Source organism: Microvirga sp. 3-52 (assembly GCF_018383585.1).
Lineage (GTDB): Bacteria > Pseudomonadota > Alphaproteobacteria > Rhizobiales > Beijerinckiaceae > Microvirga.
In genome coordinates this window covers 67,432-86,837 of sequence record NZ_JAHAMK010000001.1, presented here as the reverse complement: position 1 = coordinate 86,837, position 19,406 = coordinate 67,432, and the positions used below count along the sequence as shown (strand labels likewise).

The 19,406-nt window shown below is 65.1% G+C and carries 18 protein-coding genes; 8 read left to right on the top strand and 10 right to left on the bottom strand.

The window, feature by feature from the left end; genetic code table 11:
• Nucleotide 1: 1 nt before the first annotated feature.
• The 3 genes from KHP60_RS00465 (at nucleotide 2) to KHP60_RS00455 (ending at nucleotide 3,226) form a co-directional block, all read left to right on the top strand.
• A complete protein-coding gene (locus KHP60_RS00465; protein WP_213561572.1) occupies nucleotides 2–1,330 on the top strand; it encodes a cytochrome c peroxidase in 1,329 nt (442 codons plus the stop codon).
• Nucleotides 1,331–1,400: 70 nt separating this feature from the next.
• Complete coding sequence (locus KHP60_RS00460) at nucleotides 1,401–2,465, top strand: bifunctional transcriptional activator/DNA repair enzyme AdaA (RefSeq protein ID WP_213561883.1); 1,065 nt, start codon at nucleotides 1,401–1,403, stop codon at nucleotides 2,463–2,465.
• The gene (locus tag KHP60_RS00455; RefSeq protein ID WP_213561571.1) at nucleotides 2,462–3,226 is read left to right on the top strand and encodes an isocitrate lyase/phosphoenolpyruvate mutase family protein; all 765 of its coding nucleotides are present in this window, start codon (nucleotides 2,462–2,464) and stop codon (nucleotides 3,224–3,226) included. Before KHP60_RS00460 ends, KHP60_RS00455 begins: the two co-directional genes overlap by 4 nt.
• Before the next feature lie 208 nt (nucleotides 3,227–3,434).
• On the opposite strand, the gene KHP60_RS00450 is transcribed toward KHP60_RS00455, so the two are convergent.
• Entirely contained in the window at nucleotides 3,435–4,634 is a 1,200-nt protein-coding gene (locus KHP60_RS00450) for an MFS transporter (RefSeq protein WP_283770663.1), read from the bottom strand.
• Between the two features lie 304 nt (nucleotides 4,635–4,938).
• Between KHP60_RS00450 and KHP60_RS00445 the strand changes: the two genes are divergently transcribed.
• Nucleotides 4,939–6,099: a CAP domain-containing protein gene (locus KHP60_RS00445; protein WP_213561569.1), complete on the top strand. Its 1,161-nt coding sequence runs from the start codon at nucleotides 4,939–4,941 to the stop codon at nucleotides 6,097–6,099.
• Between the two features lie 241 nt (nucleotides 6,100–6,340).
• On the opposite strand, the gene KHP60_RS00440 is transcribed toward KHP60_RS00445, so the two are convergent.
• Nucleotides 6,341–7,615, bottom strand: coding sequence for a dicarboxylate/amino acid:cation symporter (locus tag KHP60_RS00440; RefSeq protein WP_213561568.1), 1,275 nt, complete (start codon nucleotides 7,613–7,615; stop codon nucleotides 6,341–6,343).
• Between the two features lie 197 nt (nucleotides 7,616–7,812).
• On the opposite strand from KHP60_RS00440, the gene KHP60_RS00435 reads away from it, so the two are divergent.
• Entirely contained in the window at nucleotides 7,813–8,922 is a 1,110-nt protein-coding gene (locus KHP60_RS00435) for a serine hydrolase (protein ID WP_249688379.1), read from the top strand.
• Between the two features lie 417 nt (nucleotides 8,923–9,339).
• On the opposite strand, the gene KHP60_RS00430 is transcribed toward KHP60_RS00435, so the two are convergent.
• The 3 genes from KHP60_RS00430 to KHP60_RS00420 all read right to left on the bottom strand — a co-directional run bounded on the left by KHP60_RS00430 (nucleotide 9,340) and on the right by KHP60_RS00420 (nucleotide 10,989).
• Nucleotides 9,340–9,807, bottom strand: a complete 468-nt coding sequence (locus KHP60_RS00430) for a DUF1801 domain-containing protein (RefSeq protein WP_213561567.1) — start codon at nucleotides 9,805–9,807, stop codon at nucleotides 9,340–9,342.
• 65 nt (nucleotides 9,808–9,872) lie between these two features.
• Nucleotides 9,873–10,595, bottom strand: a complete 723-nt coding sequence (locus KHP60_RS00425) for an LrgB family protein (protein WP_213561566.1) — start codon at nucleotides 10,593–10,595, stop codon at nucleotides 9,873–9,875.
• Nucleotides 10,588–10,989: a CidA/LrgA family protein gene (locus KHP60_RS00420; protein WP_213561565.1), complete on the bottom strand. Its 402-nt coding sequence runs from the start codon at nucleotides 10,987–10,989 to the stop codon at nucleotides 10,588–10,590. The genes KHP60_RS00425 and KHP60_RS00420 overlap by 8 nt, the downstream gene beginning before the upstream one ends.
• Before the next feature lie 178 nt (nucleotides 10,990–11,167).
• Here KHP60_RS00420 and KHP60_RS00415 point away from each other — a divergent pair, with 178 nt between their 5' ends.
• Nucleotides 11,168–12,427 carry an MgtC/SapB family protein gene (locus KHP60_RS00415; RefSeq protein WP_213561564.1) on the top strand — a complete coding sequence of 420 codons (1,260 nt, stop codon included), beginning with the start codon at nucleotides 11,168–11,170 and terminating at the stop codon, nucleotides 12,425–12,427.
• A gap of 131 nt (nucleotides 12,428–12,558) precedes the next feature.
• Here the strand turns inward: KHP60_RS00415 and rpoD are convergent, their stop codons facing one another.
• Nucleotides 12,559–14,559, bottom strand: a complete 2,001-nt coding sequence (gene rpoD / locus KHP60_RS00410) for an RNA polymerase sigma factor RpoD (protein WP_213561563.1) — start codon at nucleotides 14,557–14,559, stop codon at nucleotides 12,559–12,561.
• Nucleotides 14,560–14,752: 193 nt separating this feature from the next.
• The gene (gene dnaG / locus KHP60_RS00405) at nucleotides 14,753–16,645 is read right to left on the bottom strand and encodes a DNA primase (RefSeq protein WP_213561562.1); all 1,893 of its coding nucleotides are present in this window, start codon (nucleotides 16,643–16,645) and stop codon (nucleotides 14,753–14,755) included.
• Between the two features lie 220 nt (nucleotides 16,646–16,865).
• Here dnaG and KHP60_RS00400 point away from each other — a divergent pair, with 220 nt between their 5' ends.
• Nucleotides 16,866–17,207 carry a hypothetical protein gene (locus KHP60_RS00400; RefSeq protein ID WP_213561561.1) on the top strand — a complete coding sequence of 114 codons (342 nt, stop codon included), beginning with the start codon at nucleotides 16,866–16,868 and terminating at the stop codon, nucleotides 17,205–17,207.
• A gap of 135 nt (nucleotides 17,208–17,342) precedes the next feature.
• Entirely contained in the window at nucleotides 17,343–17,747 is a 405-nt protein-coding gene (locus KHP60_RS00395) for a VOC family protein (protein WP_213561560.1), read from the top strand.
• A gap of 123 nt (nucleotides 17,748–17,870) precedes the next feature.
• Here the strand turns inward: KHP60_RS00395 and KHP60_RS00390 are convergent, their stop codons facing one another.
• The 3 genes from KHP60_RS00390 to KHP60_RS00380 form a co-directional block, all read right to left on the bottom strand.
• On the bottom strand, nucleotides 17,871–18,410 hold the full coding sequence (locus tag KHP60_RS00390) for a LysE family translocator (RefSeq protein WP_249688378.1): 540 nt from the start codon (nucleotides 18,408–18,410) through the stop codon (nucleotides 17,871–17,873).
• Nucleotides 18,411–18,546: 136 nt separating this feature from the next.
• Nucleotides 18,547–18,780 (bottom strand): hypothetical protein, encoded by a 234-nt coding sequence (locus KHP60_RS00385; RefSeq protein WP_213561559.1) that lies wholly within the window; start codon nucleotides 18,778–18,780, stop codon nucleotides 18,547–18,549.
• A 69-nt stretch (nucleotides 18,781–18,849) separates the two neighbouring features.
• A complete protein-coding gene (locus tag KHP60_RS00380; protein ID WP_213561558.1) occupies nucleotides 18,850–19,308 on the bottom strand; it encodes a GatB/YqeY domain-containing protein in 459 nt (152 codons plus the stop codon).
• Nucleotides 19,309–19,406: the final 98 nt, after the last annotated feature.

Below are 19,406 nucleotides of genomic sequence, written 5' to 3'. Positions count from 1 at the left end.
CATGCCGCGCGAGGGTCTCGCCAGAGCCGGCCGGGCGCTTGCGAGCCTCGTGCTCGCAGGCCTCGTGGGCGGAGCGGCCGACAAGCCCGCTCCGCTCGACGTCGAGCACTGGCGAAAGGCTTTCGCGCGTCCTGACCACGCCCCGACGCCCGCCGACAATCCGGCCACTCCCGAAAAGGTGGCGCTCGGCGCAGGGCTCTTCGAGGATACCCGCCTGTCGGGTTCCGACAACGTGGCGTGCTCGAGCTGCCACCAGGCGGACCTCGCCTTCTCCGACGGCGTCGACCGCCATGTGGGCCATGACGGACAGCCTCTCGACCGCCGCACGCCTCCACTCTGGAACCTGGCCTGGGGCCTGTCCTTCTTCTGGGACGGCAGGGCATCGAGCCTGGAAGCCCAGGCCATGGTGCCAATCGAGAACGAGCGAGAGATGGCCGGCAACCTGCAGACGGCCTTGCGTGAACTATCCGCAGATCCGCAGATGCGCAAAGCCTTCGCTGAAGCCTTCCCGGACGATCCCGCCATAACGCAAGCCAATCTGGCCAAGGCTCTCGCGGCCTTCCAGCGAACGCTGGTCTCGCCGGAAACCCGGTTCGACCGATGGGTGAAGGGCGACGACAAGGCGCTGGAGCCCGACGAGCTTGCGGGCTTCTCCCTGTTCGTCGGCAAGGCCGGTTGCGTGGCCTGCCACCAGGGCTGGCGCTTCACCGATGAAGCCTTCCACGACATCGGCCTGCCGAGCGATGACAAGGGTCGTGGGCCGGTTCTCGGCGTGAGCGCGGCGGATCATGCCTTCAAGACGCCGAGCCTGCGCGAACGGGTCTGGTCCGCGCCCTACATGCATGACGGCTCGATTGCGAGCTTCGACGATGTGGTGAATCACTATGCAGAGCGCGTGGTGAAGCGCCCCACCCTCTCGGCGGACCTGCCGCAGCAGATCGAGCTCAGCGCGACGGAGCGGGCGCAGCTCGTCGCGTTCCTCAACACCGTGTCCAGCGACGATCCTCCCCGTCCGGCAAGCCTGCCGGCCAGGACGATGGCCTGGGGCACCAATGCGGATGCGGTGCCGGCATCCAGCGTCAGCCAGAAGGCCCGGCGCTTCACGCCCGGCGCCGTCATCCTGAAGGTGGGCGATGCCCTGCGCATCCTCAACGATGACACGCGTGTGCACAACATACGCCTCGACGGGCCGGGCAAGAGCTTCAATTCCGATGCGCAGAACCCCGGTGATACCGTCACCGTCGGGTTCGATCGGCCGGGCCACTACGACGTGATCTGCGGCATCCACCCGGAGATGCGCCTCAGCGTCGATGTCGCTCAGGCCCGCTGAGGAAAAGAAAATACACGCCTCGTTTCCGGCGACACGGCCCCGGCGGCTGCGCTAGAACAGGGTCATGCCAATGCTTCGCGACGACGACACTCTCTTTGCCGCCCTGATCGCCCGCGATCCTTCCTATGAAGGGTTCGCCTATGTGGGCGTGACGACGACGGGCATCTTCTGCCGCCTGACCTGCCCGGCCCGGAAGCCGAAGCGCCACAACGTGGTGTTCTTCTCCTGCAAGGATGCCGCCCAGGATGCAGGTTTCCGCCCCTGCCTGCGGTGCAGGCCCCTCGACATCAAGCGGCCGACGAGCGGGGCGCTCGAAAGCCTCCGGGACAGGATCAAGGCCGAGCCCGACCGGCGCTGGAGCGCCGAAGACGTAAAGGCCCTCGGCTACGATCCCTCCACCGTCCGCCGCGCCTTCCAGCGGGAATACGGCATCACCTTCGCGCAATATGCGCGCTCGCAGCGTCTGGGACTTGCGGTGAACACATTGCAGCAGGGAGGTTCCGTGGTGGAGGCCCAGCTCGATGCCGGCTACGAATCCGGCAGCGGCTTTCGAGATGCGATCAGCAAGCTCATCGGCGATGCGCCGATCCGCACGCCGGCGCGTCAGATCCTGACGGCGCAATGGCTCGACTCGCCGATCGGCGCCATGCTCGCTGTCGTGGACGATGCGGGCGTGCATCTGCTCGAATTCGCGGAACGCAAGGCGCTTCCGACCGAGATCGAGCGCCTGCGCAGACGCGTCGGGCCGATCTGCTTCGGGCAGCACGCGATGCTCGACACGCTGGCCCATCAGGTGGAGCAGTATTTTGCCGGCCGCGCGATCTCCTTCGAGGTTCCCATCGTTCAGAAGGGTACGGCATTCGAGGCGACGGTCTGGGACGCGCTGCGCCGGATCCCGGCGGGTGCCACGCGCAGCTACGGCGACATCGCCCGCTTCATCGATCGCCCCGACGCGGCGCGTGCCGTCGCGCGGGCGAACGGCGCCAATCAGGTGGCGATCATCGTGCCCTGCCATCGCGTGATCGGCGCCGACGGATCGCTGACCGGCTATGGCGGCAAGATCTGGCGCAAGCAATGGCTGCTGGAACACGAGCGGCGCATCGCGGCAACATTCTCCAAGGGGTCAAAAGCATGACGGATCAAGTCACGAAGGCCAAGACGTTCAAGGCTCTCCACGTTCCGGGCCGCCCGGTTATCCTGTTCAACGTCTGGGATGCGGGCAGCGCCAAGGCGGTTGCGGCGAGCGGCGCGAAGGCTCTCGCCACCGGCAGCTGGTCGGTTGCGGCCGCGCACGGTTTCGACGACGGCGAATACATGCCGTTCGACCTCGCCATCGCCAATCTGGAGCGCATCGCGGCGGCCACCGACCTGCCGGTCACCATCGATCTCGAAAGCGGCTACGGGACCACTCCCGCAGAGGTTGGCGCCAATATCGCCCGCGCCGTCCAGGCCGGCGCCATCGGCTACAATATCGAGGACAGCTCTCGCGAGACCGGTCCCTTGCGCGCGATCTCCGATCAGGCGGCGCGGCTCAAGGGCGCCAGGGATGCGGCCGACCGGCTCGGGGTTCCGGCCTTTCTGAATGCGCGCACGGACGTGTTCCTGGTGGCCGCCGCGGACCAGCACGAGAGCCTCGTCGACACGGCCTTGGAGCGCGGCCGCGCCTATGCCGATGCCGGTGCCGACGGGTTCTTCGTTCCCGGCCTTGCCGACGAGGCGCTGATCGCCCGCATCGTCGAAGGCTCGTCCCTGCCGGTGAACATCATGGCGAGCCCGAAGACGCCCCCGGCTGCACGGCTCGCGGAGCTCGGCGTCGCCCGCATCAGCCATGGACCGGGCCCGTATCGCATGGCGATGAAGGCCCTGGAAGATGCGGCGAGAGCAGCCCTGAGCTGACGAACGGCGTTTCGTAAATATTCGATACCGATACGTCCCTGGAGGCAAGGGCAGGAACAAAGCTTCAGACGTCATCCGTTCCCACGTCATCACCGGCCTTGTGCCGGTGATCCCGATGGGTCGAAGCGCGGTGCTTGTCCCATTGGGATGGCCGGGACCGATCCCCGGATCAAGTCCGGGGACGGCCATGACGGGGGGAGCTCGCCCCTCAGGCGTGCTTCTTCTCGATCTTCGGGAGGAAGTAGGCCAGGAGCCCGATGGCCGGCAGGAACGAGCAGACCCTGTAGACGGTCTCGATGCTCGTCAGGTCGGCCAGCTGACCCAGCAGCGCCGCGCCTAGGCCCGCCATGCCGAAGGACAGGCCGAAGAAGAGGCCCGCGATCGTGCCGACCCGTCCCGGAACGAGCTCCGTCGCGTAGACGAGAATGGACGAGAACGCCGAGGCCAGAACCAACCCGATGGTGACGCTCAGAACCGCCGTCCAGAACAGATTGGCGTAAGGCATCGCGAGCGTGAAAGGCAGGACCCCGAGGATCGAGCCCCAGATCACGTAGCGCCGCCCGATCTTGTCGCCGATGGCGCCGCCCAGAATCGTCCCGACGGCGAGCGCGCCGAGGAAGACGAAGAGATAGATCTGCGCCTCCTGCACTGAGAGCTGGAACTTGGCGATCAGGTAGAAGGTGAAATAATTGGTGAGGCTTGCGACGTAGAAGTCCTTCGAGAAGACCAGCAGGATCAGGATTGCGAGCGAGATCACGACGCGCCTCTTCGAGACCAGCGATCCCGTCTCGGCCGTGCGGGGCCTGGCGCGCAGATCCGCGAGCTTGGCCTGATACCAGCGCCCGATGGCGAACAGGATCAGCATCGCCAGCAGCGCCACCACGGAAAACCAGGCGATGCTCGGCTGCCCGAACGGGACGACGATGAAGGCCGCGAGCAACGGGCCCAGGGCCGTTCCCGCATTGCCGCCAACCTGGAACACGGACTGCGCCAGGCCGTGCCGTCCGCCTGACGCGAGACGGGCGACGCGGGAGGATTCCGGGTGGAAGACCGAGGATCCCATGCCGACGAGGGCCGCCGCCAGGAGCAGGACCGGATAGGAGCCCGCCCGCGAGAGCGTCAGCAGGCCGATGAGGGTGAAGCCCATGCCCACGACGAGGGAGAACGGCTGCGGCCTGCGATCGGTGAAGCTGCCGACCAGGGGCTGCAGCAGGGACGCGGTGAGCTGGAACGTCAGCGTCAGAAGCCCGATCTGTCCGAAGTCGAGATGGAAATTGCTTTTGAGGATCGGGTAGATCGCCGGCAGCAGGGATTGGATGAGATCGTTCAGCAGGTGCGAAACGCTGATGGCGGCCAGGATCGGGACGGCAACCCTCTCTGCCGAGACAGGACGGGAGGCAAGGGGCATGGCGGGCGTTTGGTTGGTCATCGACATTCTTCGTGATGCTGCCAAGCTTGCGGCCAAGCCCAGCCTTGAGGCGTTTCCAGCTTCCGCTATAGACCAGAATAGGTTCCTGATCTCCCTCTCATCCTGCAGGGCAGGGTTACGGCGCCGGTAGGGCCGTTTCACCTGCCTCGTTCAACGGCGCGCACCGAGCCGGGTTGCAACACCATATCCCAGGGTCACAACTTTTTCCCATTTGCCCCTTAAGCCCAAGCTCAGGTCATTAACCCGAACGCGGGAAAAATCATAAGCAACAAAGGGGTGTTCCATGTCGCAGGCCACGGCTTATGAGCAATTCATGCTCGAACTGGTGAACCGTGAACGGGCGAAGGCGGGCGCTCAGCCGCTTGCCTTCAACGGCAGCCTGAACGCGTCGGCGGATTCGCACAGCGACTGGATGATTGCCACCGACACGTTCTCCCATACGGGAACGGGCGGCTCCTCTCCGCACCAGCGGATGATGGACGCCGGCTATGCCTTCTCGGGCTCCTGGACCTCGGGAGAAAACATCGCCTGGGCCAGCACCCGCGCTCCGGCAGGACTGCAGGACGAGGTGCAGCTCCTGCACATGAACCTGATGAACAGTCCGGGGCACAAGGCCAACATCCTCAACGGGACCTTCCGCGAGATCGGCATCGGCTTCGACACCGGACCGTATCAGACCTGGGACGGAGCCTTCGTCACGCAGCATTTCGCCAAGTCGGGCGGTAACGTGTTCCTCACGGGCGTCGGCATGGACGACAAGGACGGCGACCGCTTCTACGACATCGGCGAGGGCCTCGGCGGGCTGACCGTCACGGCCGTGAGTTCGTCCGGCGCCCGGTACAGCACCCCGACGGAAGGCGCCGGCGGCTACAGCCTGGCGCTCGCGGCCGGCACCTACTCGGTCACCTTCTCGGGCGGCGGCTACGCCCCGGTCACCAAGCAGGTGACGATCGGCGCCTCCAACGTGAAGCTCGATCTCATCGACCCGGCAGCGGGCGCCTCGCCCGCACCTGCGCCCACCACGATCAGCGGCACGGCTGGCAACAACACCCTCAAGGGCACGTCCGCGGCCAACACGATCAAGGGCAATGGCGGCAACGACAAGCTCTACGGCAACGGGGGCAACGACAAGCTCTATGGCAACAGCGGGAAGGACACCCTTTCCGGCGGCAGCGGCAACGACATCCTTACCGGCGGCACGAATGCGGACACGTTCCGCTTTTCGGGCAAGTGGGGCAAGGACAAGATCACCGACTTCAGGAACGCCAGCGACCGCATCGATCTGCGCGGCAACGGCCTGAGCTTCGACGAGCTCAGCATCAGCAGGGTCAATGCCGACAGTGACGGCAGGGCCGATGACGTGATCATCAAGGCCGACAGTCAATCGATCACGCTGCTCAACGTGAAGCTCTCGCTGATCGGCGCTTCGGACTTCCTGTTGTGAGAGACCGGATCACACTCCTTCTCATCCTGCCATGATTGTCATGGCCGGCCTTGTGCCGGCCCGCCCGATGATGTGGAGCGCGGTGCCTGAACCCGTCGGGATCACCGGCACGAGGCCGGTGATGACGTCGGAGGGTACGAGGACCGAACGGGATTCAGCGATCCACGCTGTCGGCCGGAGCTCATACAAGAAAGGCGGGCTCGACGGCCCGCCTTTTGCCTTGCTTGTTTGCAGCCTGTGGTTACTCGGCCGCAACCAGAACCGCATCGCCGGCCGGCGTATGCGTCTCGACGGCGCCATCATAGACGGACTGGTCGAGAATGTGCTCCTCCTTGGCGACGATCACCGGGACGAGGATCTGGCCCGTCACGTTGGTCATGGTGCGCATCATGTCGACGACGCGGTCGATGGCGATGATGTAGCCGATGCCTTCGAGCGGTAGGCCCGCGGTGCTCAGGGTCAGGGTGAGCATGACGATGGAGGTGCCGGGCACGCCGGCGGTGCCGAGCGAACCCAGAACCGCCGTGAGGCCGATGAGCACGTACTGCGTCAGCGAGAGATCCAGGCCGAAATACTGCGCGATGAAGATCGACGCGATGGCGGGATAGATCGCCCCGCAGCCGTCCATCTTCACGTTGGCGCCGAGCGGCACGGCGAAGCTCGCATAGCTCTGCGGCACGCCGAGCTTCTCGACGGCGACGCGCAGGGACATGGGCAGCGTGGCGAGGCTCGACGAGGTCGCGAAGGCCATCTGCATCGCCGGCGCGGCACCGCGGAAGAAGCGTCCGACCTTGAGGCCGTGCAGCTTCAGGAGGCCGCCATAGACCACGATGATGTGGAACAGGCAGGCGAGGTACATGGCCGCGATGAACTTGCCGAGCGGCAGGAGCGAGGCCAGGCCATAGCGCCCGACGACCCAGGCGATCAGGCCGAAGGTGCCGATGGGCGTGAGCTGCAGCACCCAGCGCGTGATGCGGAAGACCACGGTTGCGCCCTGGTCGACCAGGGTGCGGATGCCGGCGGTCTTCTCACCCAGCGACACGAGCGCCGCCCCGACGATGCCCGCAAAGAAGAGCACCTGCAGCACGTTGGTGTCGGCCATAGCCTTGATCGGGTTCGTCGGCACGATGCCGATCAGCACCTCGAGCGGCGTCGGGATCGTGCGCGGCTTCACCTCGCCGAGCGGCAGGTTCGACAGGCCGAGACCCGGATCGATGAGGTGGCCGAAGGCGATGCCCACCAGCACGGCGATGGCCGATGTGGCGACGAACCAGAACAGGGTGCGCAGGCCTAAGCTTGCCACATTGCCCGCTTCAGCCAGCTTCGCCACGCTGGACGTGATGGTGAAGAACACGAGCGGGATCACGATCATCCGCACGAGGTTCAGATAGAGGTCGCCCAGGGGCTTGAACCAGATTGCAGCCTGCTCTCCGGCCAGCACGCCCGCCAGGATGCCGAGGAGGAAGCCCACGGCGACCCGCTGCCAGAGCGGGCGGGTAAACCACGTTCCAATCATGTATATTGCCTTGTATTTACGAATTTCCTCGCAAATAAGGGATCGGCAGAGAAAGCGCAAATGCCGCCCATGCAAGGGAGGGAGCGTGCTGCCGCATGGACGGCCGGTGCTCACAATGGCGTGCGATGGTGTTGCACCGAGGGAACACCGGTCCATCTCGAATCCTGTCCGATACAAATGCAACGCCAGAGCTCTCCATGCGCCTGCTCTCAAGCTTCGCCAGCCCTCGAAGCGGATTGGCTCTTCTCCTCGTCCTGACCGGCATTGTCGGCGCGTTCGCCCAGCCCGCCTCCCCTCCTCCGACGCCAGGGCCCGACGTCCGGCTGATCGAGGAGGCGGTCGAGCGTGCCGGGGATCTTCCGAATCTGCGCTCCCTGATCGTGTCCCACCAGGGAAGCGTTCTGGCCGAACGGGCCTTCGGAGGCGCGCGTCTCGACCGTCCGACGAACATCAAGTCCGCCTCGAAGACGATCATGTCGGCTCTCGTCGGGATCGCCATCGACCGCAGCGTTCTGCAGAGTGTCGACCAGCCGGTTGCGTCGGTGCTCGGGCAAAGCATTCCCTCCGAGGCCGATCCTCGGATCCGGCAGGTCACCATCGGCCATCTGCTGTCCATGCAGGCCGGACTGGAGCGCACCTCCGGGCGCAATTACGGCCCCTGGATCAGCAGCGGCAACTGGGTCCGCTATGCACTCTCGCGGCCCTTCGTGGACGAGCCCGGCGGACGCATGCTCTATTCGACCGGCAGCACGCATATTCTCTCCGCCGCGCTGACGCGGGCTTCGAAACGCAGCACGCTGGAACTCGCGCGCGACTGGCTCGGCGAGCCGCTGGAGATCGATGTCGCGCCCTGGACGCGCGATCCGCAGGGCATCTATCTCGGCGGCAACGAAATGGCGCTCTCGCCGCGCGCGCTCTGGCGCTTCGGCGAATTGTATCGCCAGGGCGGCATGATCGACGGCAGGCGCGTCGTGTCGGAAAACTGGATCAGGGAATCGTGGACGCCGCGCACCGCCTCGCCTTTCACGGGAGACCGCTACGGCTATGGCTGGTTCATCCGTGACATGCGCGGACACACGGCCTATTACGCCTGGGGCTTCGGCGGACAGATGCTCTACGTCATTCCGAGTCTCGGCCTGTCCATCGTCATGACCTCCGATCCGACCGCGCCGTCACGGGAGGACAATTACATCGGGCAGCTTCACGCTCTCGTGGCGGACGGCATCGTTCCGGCGCTCCTGCCACGGCAGAGCGAGACGACGGGCAGCGTGGGGTCCGGCAACCCGCCGCCTGAAGAACCGCTTTAGGTGGTTGGTCGCTTTTGACGGCTTGGCTCATCATTCAGATTGCTCCCGAAGCCATCATCCCGAGGAGATTACGAAGTGAGCGTCTCGCAGACCGAAAGCGTCTCCCATGTTCTCTGGATCTTTCGTCGAGAGGGTCCCTATGCGACCTCCTTAGAATCTAGCCGGACATTCACCTGGGTCGTCATCACCGGCCTTGTGCCGGTGATTCCGGTTGCATGAGGCGCAGCGCTTTTCAACATCGGGATGGCCGGGACAGGCCCGGCCATGACGCCGAAGACTTGTCCAGGAAGGACGGGCGAACTCTTCATTTCTATTCTCGTCTTGACTATCAGGATGAGAGCGGAGGCTTACGAGGCAAACTCTCGGATTGATGCAGCCTTCTACGTCAGCCTGCTGCCCGGAACGAACACCCGCTTTTCACATTCGCTCGCCGGGCAGTCGGCTGGCCTGCCTCACCCAATCGGCGAACTGAGCTTCGTCGAGCTGGTCGTTCTCGTGAATGTGGAAATAGCGCACTTCCTTCTGCTTGGACGTACCGGGAGGAGCAGGTTCCAGCGACGTGCCGCGGAAGAAAGCCACCTTGATGTATTTCGTGAAGCAATGGAGGCTGAGAAACCAGCCCTGACCCTCGACTCCGTAGAACGGCGAGTTCCATTTGACCGCCTTGTTCACACCGGGGATCGTGCGCTCGATCAGCGCGTCGAGGCGGCGCCCGACGTCGCTTTTCCAACCTGGCATGGCGGCGATGTAGGCCTGCACGGGAGCATCGCCGTAGCCCTTCGCGATTTGAGGGTTCCCGCCCGAGAGTAGGATCGGCTGCCCGGTGTCCGTGGGCTTGCGGGCTGACGATTTCCTGGACGGGCTTCCGGGCGCAGGTTCGGTCATTGATTCATCTCCCCGTTGGCGACGTGCTGACGCGCTTCATAGTGGGGCTGTTGAGTAAACAACACCTAATCCAGCAGGAGCGCCAAAACGAGCGGCAGAAGCAGTGCGGTCACGAGGGCATTGAGCCCCATGGCGATGCCCGCGAAGGTGCCGGCGAGCGAATGGACCTGAAACGCTCTCGCAGTGCCGATGCCGTGGGACGCGAGCCCGACCGCAAAGCCACGGGCGCGCCAGTCCTTCATGCGCAATGCGTTCATCAGCGGCGTGACCATGATCGAGCCGGTGACGCCGGTAAGCATGATCAGGATGGCGGTCAGCGCCGGATCACCGCTTAAGGCCTCCGTGATGCCCATGCCCACAGGGGCGGTGACGGATTTCGGCGCCAGCGAGATCAGGATCGGATCGGGAATGCCGAAGAGCTGCGCCACGGCGACGGCCGACACGATGGCCGTCACGGATCCCACCACGAGCGCCACCACCATCGGCACGATGGAGCGCATCACGATGCGCCGGTTCTCGTAGAGCGGGATGGCGAGCGCGACGGTCGCGGGACCGAGCAGGAAGTGCACGAATTTCGCGCCTTCGAAATAGACCGGATAGGACGTGCCCGTGCCCCACAGGACGAGAGCGACCGTGACGACGGAGATCAGAACCGGATTGCACAACGGATGCCGCTTGAGGGCGAGCGAAATGCGGTCTGCGATGACATAGGCGCCGAGCGTCACCACGAGCCAGAGCAGCGGGGTCTGCGAAAGATAGACCCAGAGGGAAAAGGCCTGATCAGTCACGGGCTCTGCCCTCCTCGCCTGCCTCCATCGAGGAGCCGCTGAGGCGCGACACCACCACGAAGATCACGACCGTCACCACCAGGGTCACGAAGGTCGAGACCACGAGTGCAACCGCGAGACCGACGCCATATTCCGCCAGCACGTCGAGACGCTGGATCACGCCGACGCTGGCCGGAATGAACAGCAGCGAGAGATGGGCGAGAAGCCCCTTCCCGGTCGAGTCGAGCGCCCTGCCGAACTCGGGGATCTTCGTCTTGATCCGGTCGCGCAGGCTTAAGAGAACGAGCAGAATGAGCATTCCCAGAACAGGACCGGGCAGAGGCCACCCGAGCCCGCGGGTCACCACCTCGCCCAGGAGCTGGCAGAAAAGAATTACGGTCAGGCTGACAATCATGAACAGGCCTCAGGAGCGGAAAGCCCACCACAGGTATCGCGGCGCAAGCCCTGTGCAAAGCATCGATGAAGCCGTCGGGAAAGCTAGGCTGTTGCCCGCAAGATGCCCATGCTAGACACGGGAGGAACGGTCGGAAGCCGCGGCCCGTCAGGCTCGCCGATCACGTAACCCAAGTGCCATGAACGACACGTCCCTGCTTTTCCGTCTTGCCGTTGCCCTGGCCATCGGCCTGCTCATCGGCCTGGAGCGCGGCTGGAAGCAGCGCGAGGAGGCGGAAGGCGAGCGGACGGCGGGCCTGCGGACCTACACCCTCATCGCCCTGCTCGGCGCCCTGTCCGCAATCCTGACGAACTACACCAACGCCGTCTTTCTGGCGCTGGCCTTTCTCGGGTTCTCTCTCGCGTTCAGCGCCTTCTCCTGGCTCGAGGCGAAGGCGGAGGAGAATTTCAGCGTCACCGGCGTCGTCGCCGGCCTCCTCACCTTCTCCCTCGGCGCTTACGCGGTCCTCGGCGATCTTGAAATCGCCGTCGCGGCCGGTGTCCTTGTCACGCTCATCCTGGCTCTCAAGCAGCCACTTCACAGCTGGCTTCGGCGTCTGACATGGCTGGAGATCCGATCTGCGCTCATCCTTCTCGCGATGACGTTCCTGGCGCTGCCCCTGCTGCCGAACCGGACCGTCGACCCATGGGCTTCCATCAATCCGGCGGAGATCTGGTTGCTTGCGATCATCATCGCGGCCCTGTCCTTCATCGGGTATATGGCGGTGAAGATCATGGGAAGTCAGGCGGGTGTCGCCCTCGCGGCCCTCGCCGGCGGTCTGGCGTCGTCAACGGCCACGACCGTGACCCTCGCACGGATGGCGCGCGAGCACCCGCCTGCAGGTCCGCTGCTGGCCGGCGGCATCCTTCTGGCCGGAGCGGTGATGGTTGTGCGGGTGCTGATCCTGGCAAGCGCCCTGAACAATGCACTGCTCATGCCGCTCGCCGGGCCGCTGGGAGCCGCGGGGCTCGTGATGATCGCGGTTTCCGGAGTGCTCTTCGTCCGTTATGGCCGAGGAAGCGAGGAGCATCCTCAGCTCGTCATGAAAAGCCCCTTCGATCTCGGGACCGCCCTGAAGCTCGCGGGACTGATCGCCGTGATCAGCCTGTTCGCGAAGGTGATCAGCACCTCCGCCGGGGATGTCGGGATCACCATTCTGGCAGCGCTCTCCGGCATCGCGGATGTCGATGCCATCACGCTCTCGCTCGCGCGTCTCGCCAATGGCGGCATCACGGTCGCCACGGCGGCGCTCGGCATCGGCATCGCCGCTGCCGTGAACACCGCGGTGAAGGCAGGCATGACGCTCAGCCTCGGCGGCGCGCAGGCCGGCTGGATCGTCTCGGCGGCGAGTGCCGCTGCCATCGCGGCGGGCGGCGTGGCGTTCGCGCTGTTTAGGTAATTCTCAATGTCCGATTCTGTCGCGTCATCACCGGCCTTGTGCCGGTGATCCCGATTCCGTGAAGCACCGCGCCTCGCTGATCGTGATGGCCGGGCTTGTTCCGGCCATCACGGTAGGCGAAATCATTGCGATCAGTTGTCGAGGAAGCTTCTGAGCTTCCGGCTCCGCGAGGGGTGCTTGAGCTTGCGCAGGGCCTTCGCCTCGATCTGGCGGATACGCTCGCGGGTCACCGAGAACTGCTGGCCGACCTCCTCGAGGGTGTGGTCGGTGTTCATGCCGATGCCGAAGCGCATGCGCAGCACGCGCTCCTCGCGCGGCGTCAGCGAGGCGAGCACGCGCGTGGTGGTCTCGCGCAGGTTCGACTGGATCGCCGCGTCGATCGGCAGGATCGCGTTCTTGTCCTCGATGAAGTCGCCGAGATGCGAATCCTCCTCGTCGCCGATGGGCGTTTCGAGGGAGATCGGCTCCTTGGCGATCTTGAGGACCTTGCGCACCTTCTCCAGCGGCATGGCTAGCTTTTCGGCCAGCTCCTCCGGGGTCGGCTCGCGGCCGATCTCGTGCAGCATCTGGCGCGAGGTGCGGACGATCTTGTTGATCGTCTCGATCATGTGCACCGGGATGCGGATCGTGCGGGCCTGGTCGGCGATCGACCGGGTGATCGCCTGCCGGATCCACCAGGTGGCGTAGGTCGAGAACTTGTAGCCGCGGCGGTACTCGAACTTGTCCACCGCCTTCATGAGGCCGATGTTGCCCTCCTGGATCAGGTCCAGGAACTGCAGGCCGCGGTTCGTGTACTTCTTGGCGATGGAGATCACGAGGCGCAGGTTGGCCTCGATCATTTCCTTCTTCGCCTGACGGGCCTCGCGCTCGCCCTTCTGCACCATCATGACGATGCGGCGGAACTCCTGGATCTCCAGGCCGGTCTCGCTCGCCAGATTGTGGATGTTCTCGCGCAGGTCGTGGATGCCGTCCTTCGCCCTGGCGACGAAGTCCTTCCAGCCCTTGCCGCCGAGCTTTGAGACGCGCAGCACCCATTTCGGGTCGAGTTCCCAGCCCTGGTAGTGCTTGAGGAACTCCTCGCGGGCGACACCGTGGCTCTCGGCCAGGCGCATCAGGCGGCCCTCATGGGAGATGAGGCGCTTGTTGATGTCGTAGAGCTGCTCGACCAGGGCCTCGATGCGGTTGTTGTTCAGCGACAGGGACTTCACCGACGCGACGATATCCGCCTTGAGCTCCTTGTACTTGCGCTCCTGGGCCGGCGTCAGCTGCTTGTTCTGCATGCGCTGTTCCACATGCTCGACCTGCAGGCGGCGCAGCTTCTTGTAGTTGTCGGCGATGGAATCGAAGGTCTCGAGAACACGCGGCTTCAGCTCGGCCTCCATGGCCGAGAGCGACACGTTGTTCTCCATGTCGTCGTCGTCGAGGTCGCCCTCGGGCGGGGTCATGCCCTCCTCGCCCTCGGCCGTCTCCTCCTCGGCCTCGCCTTCGCCCAGGGCATCGACCTTGGGCGCGCCCTTGCCGTCGGGGCCCGCATAGGTGGCCTCGAGGTCGATGATGTCGCGCAGGAGCACCCGGCCTTCGACGAGCTCGTCGCGCCAGATGATGATGGCCTGGAAGGTCAGCGGGCTTTCGCAGAGGCCCGCGATCATGGCCTCGCGGCCGGCCTCGATGCGCTTGGCGATCGCGATTTCGCCCTCGCGGGAGAGAAGCTCCACCGAGCCCATCTCGCGCAGGTACATGCGCACCGGATCGTCCGTGCGGTCGGTCGGCTCCTTGGCCGTGGTCTCGCGCACCGCGACGGCACGGGTCTGGGAGGCCTCGACGAGGTCGCCGCCGTCGGCTTCCTCCTCGTCGGCAGCCTCCGGCTGGGCATTCTCGTCGGTCTCTTCGGACTCGACGACGTTGATGCCCATCTCCGAGAGCTGGCCGAGAACGTCCTCGATCTGCTCCGAGTTGAACTCCTCCGGAGGCAGAACCTCGTTCAATTCGTCGTAAGTGACGTACCCGCGCTTCTTCGCGAGCTTGATCATCCGTTTAACGGCGGCATCGCTCAGGTCGAGCAGAGGCCCATCGGTCTGCTGCTCGGTCGTGGTCGTATCGCCTTCGTCGCCGCCGGTTGTCTTCGTCGCCATGCTTTGCTCAACTCCAGCGCCCGCCCATCCCCCCTACAGGACCTGCGATGCGCGAATGGGTGGCCGAGCCCCGAGGCTCCGCCACCTGAAATCATTCCAACTATAAACAGTGAGTCGCTTGACTAACCGTTAACCATCCCCTGCCCAGAGAGCGGCAGCCGCCTCACCTGCCGCACCCCGATCGTGTGAGACATCAGTGGCCCCCCTGGAGCCCTCCGCTGTCGATATCGGCCTCGGCACCCTCGACGGAGGACAGCTGGTTCTGGACCTCCCGCAGCCAGGCGAGATTGGCCTCATTGTCCTCTTCGGCAAGCGCGCGCTCGGCAGCCCGAAGTTCGCTATGTAACGTGCGTGCGCGGCGATGCAAGGTGATGGCTTGTCTCAATGCGTCCTCAAGCCGCAAGGGATCCGCATGCGGATCCAGCATCCATCGGTCGCCGGGACGGACCAGAGCCGTCAGCCTGTCCGCCACCGGCGTCAGGCCGGCCCGTTCGAGTCGGGCCTTCATGACCGTCAGATCGGCAGGTTCGCCGCTCGCCGCTCCATCGAGCAGGAGACTGCGCACCATCTGGGTGGGCCGCCCCTCAAGTTCAAGATCTGCAAGGGTTTCGACGTGATTTTGAACGAGTTCCGGATGGGCCAGGAAGGTGCAGAGGATCATCGCCTCCCGCGGAGACTCGGCGGCTCCGCCGACGAAAAGCGCGCTGCGGGCGAGAAGCGGGGAGACGCTCAGCCGGGAGCTCGGCGTCATGGGCTGGGGCTTCTGAAAGTCCCGCCGCGAGCCCCCGGTCTGACGGTTGAACCGGTTGGCCCGGGAATCGGGATTCAGGGCCGCAAGGCGGCTTTCGACCTCCTCCCTGTAGTATTTCTTGAGGGTTTCGTCGCGAATCAGTGCCAGTGATTCGCGCAGGCGCCGCTCCAGGGCCGCCCGGCGCTCGGGGGTATCCAGCGGTCCCGCCTCCAGCTCCCGGGCCCAGAGCACATCGACCAGGGGCCGGGCCGAGGCCAGAACCCGCTCCACGGCGGCGCTTCCTCCGGAACGGGCGAGATCGTCCGGATCCTGCCCGTCGGGCAGCATGGCGAAGCGCAGGGACTTGCCCGGCATGAGGTTGGGCAGGGCGACATCGAGTGCCCGGTAGGCCGCCCGCTGCCCGGCCTTGTCGCCGTCGAAGCAGAGGATCGGCTCCTCGGCAAGGCGCCAGAGCAGGGTGAGCTGGTCCTCCGTCAGGGCCGTGCCGAGCGGCGCGACCGCGTGGGGAAAGCCCGCGACGCTCAACGAGATCACGTCCACATAGCCTTCCACGGCGATCACCGTGCCTCGGTCATGGGCCGGCTGGCGGGCGAGGTGGTAGTTGTAGAGGAGCCGCCCCTTGTTGAAGAGCGGGGTGTCGGGCGAGTTGAGATACTTCGCCGGAACGTCCGCGCTCATGGCCCGGCCGCCGAAGGCGATCACCCGGCCGCGCACGTCGCAGATCGGGAACATGACCCGGTCGCGGAAGCGGTCGGCCGGGATCTTCCCCTCCTCGCCCGCATGAACCAGGCCCGCCTCCACCATCATCTCGACGGGCACGCCCTTGCCGGCGAGATGGTCGCGCAGTGCATAACGTTCGGACGGGGCATAGCCGATGCGGAACCGAGCCTGCGTGTCCCGGCTCAGTTGGCGCCTGGCGAGATAATCCCGCGCCTTGCCTCCGGACGGCCCCTGGAGCGAAGTCTGGAAGAACTCTGCCGCCAGCTCCATGACGTCGTGGAGGTTCCTGCGCTTGACCTCCTCCTGCCGGTCCTCGCGGGAGAGTTGCGGCAGCGGCACGCCCGCTTCGCCTGCCAGCCGCTCCACGGCCTCGGGAAAGGACAGCCCCTCCGTCTCCATGAGAAAGGTGAAGATGTCCCCGTGCTTTCCCGAGGAGAAGCAATGGTAGAACTGCTTCTGGTCGTTCACGTAGAAGGACGGGGTCTTCTCGGCGTTGAACGGCGACAGCCCCTTCCATTCCCGCCCCGCCTTCTTCAGGCGCACGCGCTTGCCCACGACCGCCGAGGTCGGCAGCCGGGCGCGGATCTCTTCCAGGATTTGGGGCGGGTAGCGCACGAGGCGGAATTCTCCAAACCTGCTCCATAAACTAGTGCGCCTACGGCAGAGTTAAAAACCCCAAGGCCAAGCTTTTCTGTGCCCGCAATCCACAGGGTCGGCCATTTTCGACAGGCCGATGGTGACGAGGGGGCGGGTCATGGAACCAGGAAGCGTGGCCCTCGCTTGAATGAGGAGGACCCTTTATCGTCGAAGGATCTCTCGAGCCTCGGGATCACCTATGCCGCTCACCCAGAACCCTATCGTGGAATGGCCGCCCGAGCTCCAGCATCTTCTGACGGGCATTCAGGTGGCAGCCGGCGGAGACGGCAAACGCTACGGGCGCATCGATCTCGACATCGATCCTGAGACCCTGTTCCACCTCAACGACTTCGAAGCGCGGGTGCGGCATCGCCAGGTCCGGATCAGGACGGCAGACAGCACCCGGTGTCTCGTGGGCGAGATGAATGCGCTTGTGGGCCTGGGCGCCGCGACCGAACCGACGAAACACGGCAGCCGGGTCCGGATCAGCTTTCACGACCTCCTGGACGACGACTGCGTCGATCGATCGCCGCCCATGTGAGCGATGCCGGGGCTCGGTCGCAACGTCAGAGGCGCACCCGCGAGACGCCGTTTCACGTGGACAAGGTGAAGCGCGCTATTCCTCCCAAGACATAAGCTCCCCATCCTGCGCGAGTTTGAGAGCAGGTGGAGCGCTTTGAATCAGAGCATCGCCCATATAGCCATCGTCGTACGGGACTACGACGAAGCGATCGCCTTCTATGTCGGCAAGCTCGGTTTCGAGCTGGTCGAGGATACCTATCAGCCGGAGCAGGACAAGCGCTGGGTCGTCGTCCGGCCTCGGGGGAGCGGCAGCACGTCGCTGCTGTTGGCCCGGGCCTCCTCGTCCCATCAGGAAGCCTTCATCGGAAACCAGGCGGGCGGCCGCGTCTTCCTGTTCCTGCGCACCGACGATTTTCGGCGCGATCACGCGGCCATGATCGAAGCCGGGATCACCTTCATCCGCGAACCGAAGCAGGCTTCCTACGGCATGGTGGCCGTGTTCGAGGACGTGTACGGCAATCTGTGGGATCTCGTTCAATTCACGGACGGGCGGTCGTGACGAGGATTTCCGGATCACTGATTTAGGGCACGAGCGCCTGTCAGCGGCTTGCCGTCGTGAGCGCCGCCCCGATGCCGACGAAGGTCACGCCTGCGGCGCGGTTGAACCATCGCCCGTGCCGGGTCAGCCAGGGGCGATGCGCTGCGCCATGACGGCGAGAAGAAGCTCGTAGACGATCTCCACCACCACGAAGGTGCCGCCGAACACCGCGAGCTGAACCGGATAGGGCACGCCCGGGGCCATGAATTGCGGCAGGAACGCCGCGAAGAAGATCAGCGCCTTCGGGTTCGAAACCGCCACGAGGAAGCCCTGGTTGAACATCCAGAGCGGCCGCGCCCTGCGCAACCCTTTAGTCTGTTCCGCCACATCCAGGACGGAGGCGGGCGCCCGCCAGATGCGGATGCCGAGATAGACGAGATAGGCGGCGCCGATCCACTTGGCGATCGTGAAGGCCTGCTCCGAGGCGGCGAGCAGCGCTCCCATGCCGGCGAGCGATGCCGCGATCAGGACGAAGAACCCGAGCGCGCCGCCCAGCACCGTATAGATCGTCGGCCGGAAGCCGTAACAGACGCCGTGCGTCAGCGACAGCAGGCCGTTCGGCCCAGGGGTCAGCGAAAGGCCGACCGCGGCAACCAGATAAATCAGCCAGAGTTCAAGGCTCATGGGTCACCGATGCTCGTTCGCGAGGGCGCATCGTCGGATGCTCGATAGGGATCCGCCTTTTAGCACGGTGGGCTGGAGATTCACGAACGGAATGTCGTCCCCGACGGCAGACGATCTGGAATGGCACGCGCTGTCGTCATCGCCTTCCTCCGGCGTCATGGCCGGGCTTGTGCTGGCCATCCCGATCCATGAGTGAGGCGCTGTGCTCTTCGCGTCGGGACACCGCCCGGACGCCCCCTCGCCCGTCATGGCCGGGCTTGACCCGGCCATCCCGGTCGGAAGAGCGCGGCGCCTTTCCGATCGGGATCACCGGCACAAGGCCGGTGATGACGTCGGAGGGTACGAGGGTCGGTGATGGCGCGGTGGGCATGACATCGTCCTGAGTCACACCCTCTTTCATCCGGCCCAAGGCCGGTGATGACAGGCGGTGCATGAGGGTTCACCCCTTCGGCAGCAGGTCCTTCACGAGCCCGCTCGCCTTGGCGAAGTCCATGCGGCCGGCATATTTGGCCCGCAGGGCTGCGACGACCCTGCCCATGTCCTTCATGGAGGCGGCGCCGGTCTCGGCAATGGCGGCTTCGATGGCGGCCTTCGTCTCGGTCTCGTCCATCTGCTGCGGCAGGTAGGAGGAAATGACCGTGACCTCGTCCTTCTCCTGCTGGGCCAGCTCGGCGCGGCCGCCCTGCTCGTACATGGTGATCGATTCCTGGCGCTGCTTCACCATTTTCTGCAGGAGGGACAGGATCTCCTCGTCGGACAGCGGCTCCTTGCCGCTGCCTCTCGCCTCGATGTCCTTGTCCTTGAGGGCCGCCTGGATCAGGCGGATGGCGCCGAGCCTGCTCTTGTCGCCGGCCTTCATGGCTTCCTTCATCTCGGTGGTGAAACGTTCGCGCAGCATGGAGTTCTCCTTGGTTTTAAATCGCTTGAGCGTTGACGGAACGCGAACGGCCCCTTAAGTCACGGGGGTAGTTCAAGGGCGGCCCGGGTAATGGCCTG

Bases quoted from the DNA above. Each gene is read 5' to 3' on its own strand.
- KHP60_RS00385 (WP_213561559.1), bottom strand. From the start codon at position 18,780: ATGCCCACCGCGCCATCACCGACCCTCGTACCCTCCGACGTCATCACC.
- KHP60_RS00435 (WP_249688379.1), top strand. From the start codon at position 7,813: ATGCGCCTGCTCTCAAGCTTCGCCAGCCCTCGAAGCGGATTGGCTCTT.
- KHP60_RS00465 (WP_213561572.1), top strand. From the start codon at position 2: ATGCCGCGCGAGGGTCTCGCCAGAGCCGGCCGGGCGCTTGCGAGCCTC.
- KHP60_RS00430 (WP_213561567.1), bottom strand. From the start codon at position 9,807: ATGACCGAACCTGCGCCCGGAAGCCCGTCCAGGAAATCGTCAGCCCGC.
- KHP60_RS00445 (WP_213561569.1), top strand. From the start codon at position 4,939: ATGTCGCAGGCCACGGCTTATGAGCAATTCATGCTCGAACTGGTGAAC.
- KHP60_RS00400 (WP_213561561.1), top strand. From the start codon at position 16,866: ATGCCGCTCACCCAGAACCCTATCGTGGAATGGCCGCCCGAGCTCCAG.
- KHP60_RS00450 (WP_283770663.1), bottom strand. From the start codon at position 4,634: ATGCCCCTTGCCTCCCGTCCTGTCTCGGCAGAGAGGGTTGCCGTCCCG.
- KHP60_RS00390 (WP_249688378.1), bottom strand. From the start codon at position 18,410: ATGAGCCTTGAACTCTGGCTGATTTATCTGGTTGCCGCGGTCGGCCTT.
- rpoD (WP_213561563.1), bottom strand. From the start codon at position 14,559: ATGGCGACGAAGACAACCGGCGGCGACGAAGGCGATACGACCACGACC.
- KHP60_RS00420 (WP_213561565.1), bottom strand. From the start codon at position 10,989: ATGATTGTCAGCCTGACCGTAATTCTTTTCTGCCAGCTCCTGGGCGAG.
- KHP60_RS00415 (WP_213561564.1), top strand. From the start codon at position 11,168: ATGAACGACACGTCCCTGCTTTTCCGTCTTGCCGTTGCCCTGGCCATC.
- KHP60_RS00440 (WP_213561568.1), bottom strand. From the start codon at position 7,615: ATGATTGGAACGTGGTTTACCCGCCCGCTCTGGCAGCGGGTCGCCGTG.
- KHP60_RS00380 (WP_213561558.1), bottom strand. From the start codon at position 19,308: ATGCTGCGCGAACGTTTCACCACCGAGATGAAGGAAGCCATGAAGGCC.
- KHP60_RS00460 (WP_213561883.1), top strand. From the start codon at position 1,401: ATGCTTCGCGACGACGACACTCTCTTTGCCGCCCTGATCGCCCGCGAT.
- KHP60_RS00455 (WP_213561571.1), top strand. From the start codon at position 2,462: ATGACGGATCAAGTCACGAAGGCCAAGACGTTCAAGGCTCTCCACGTT.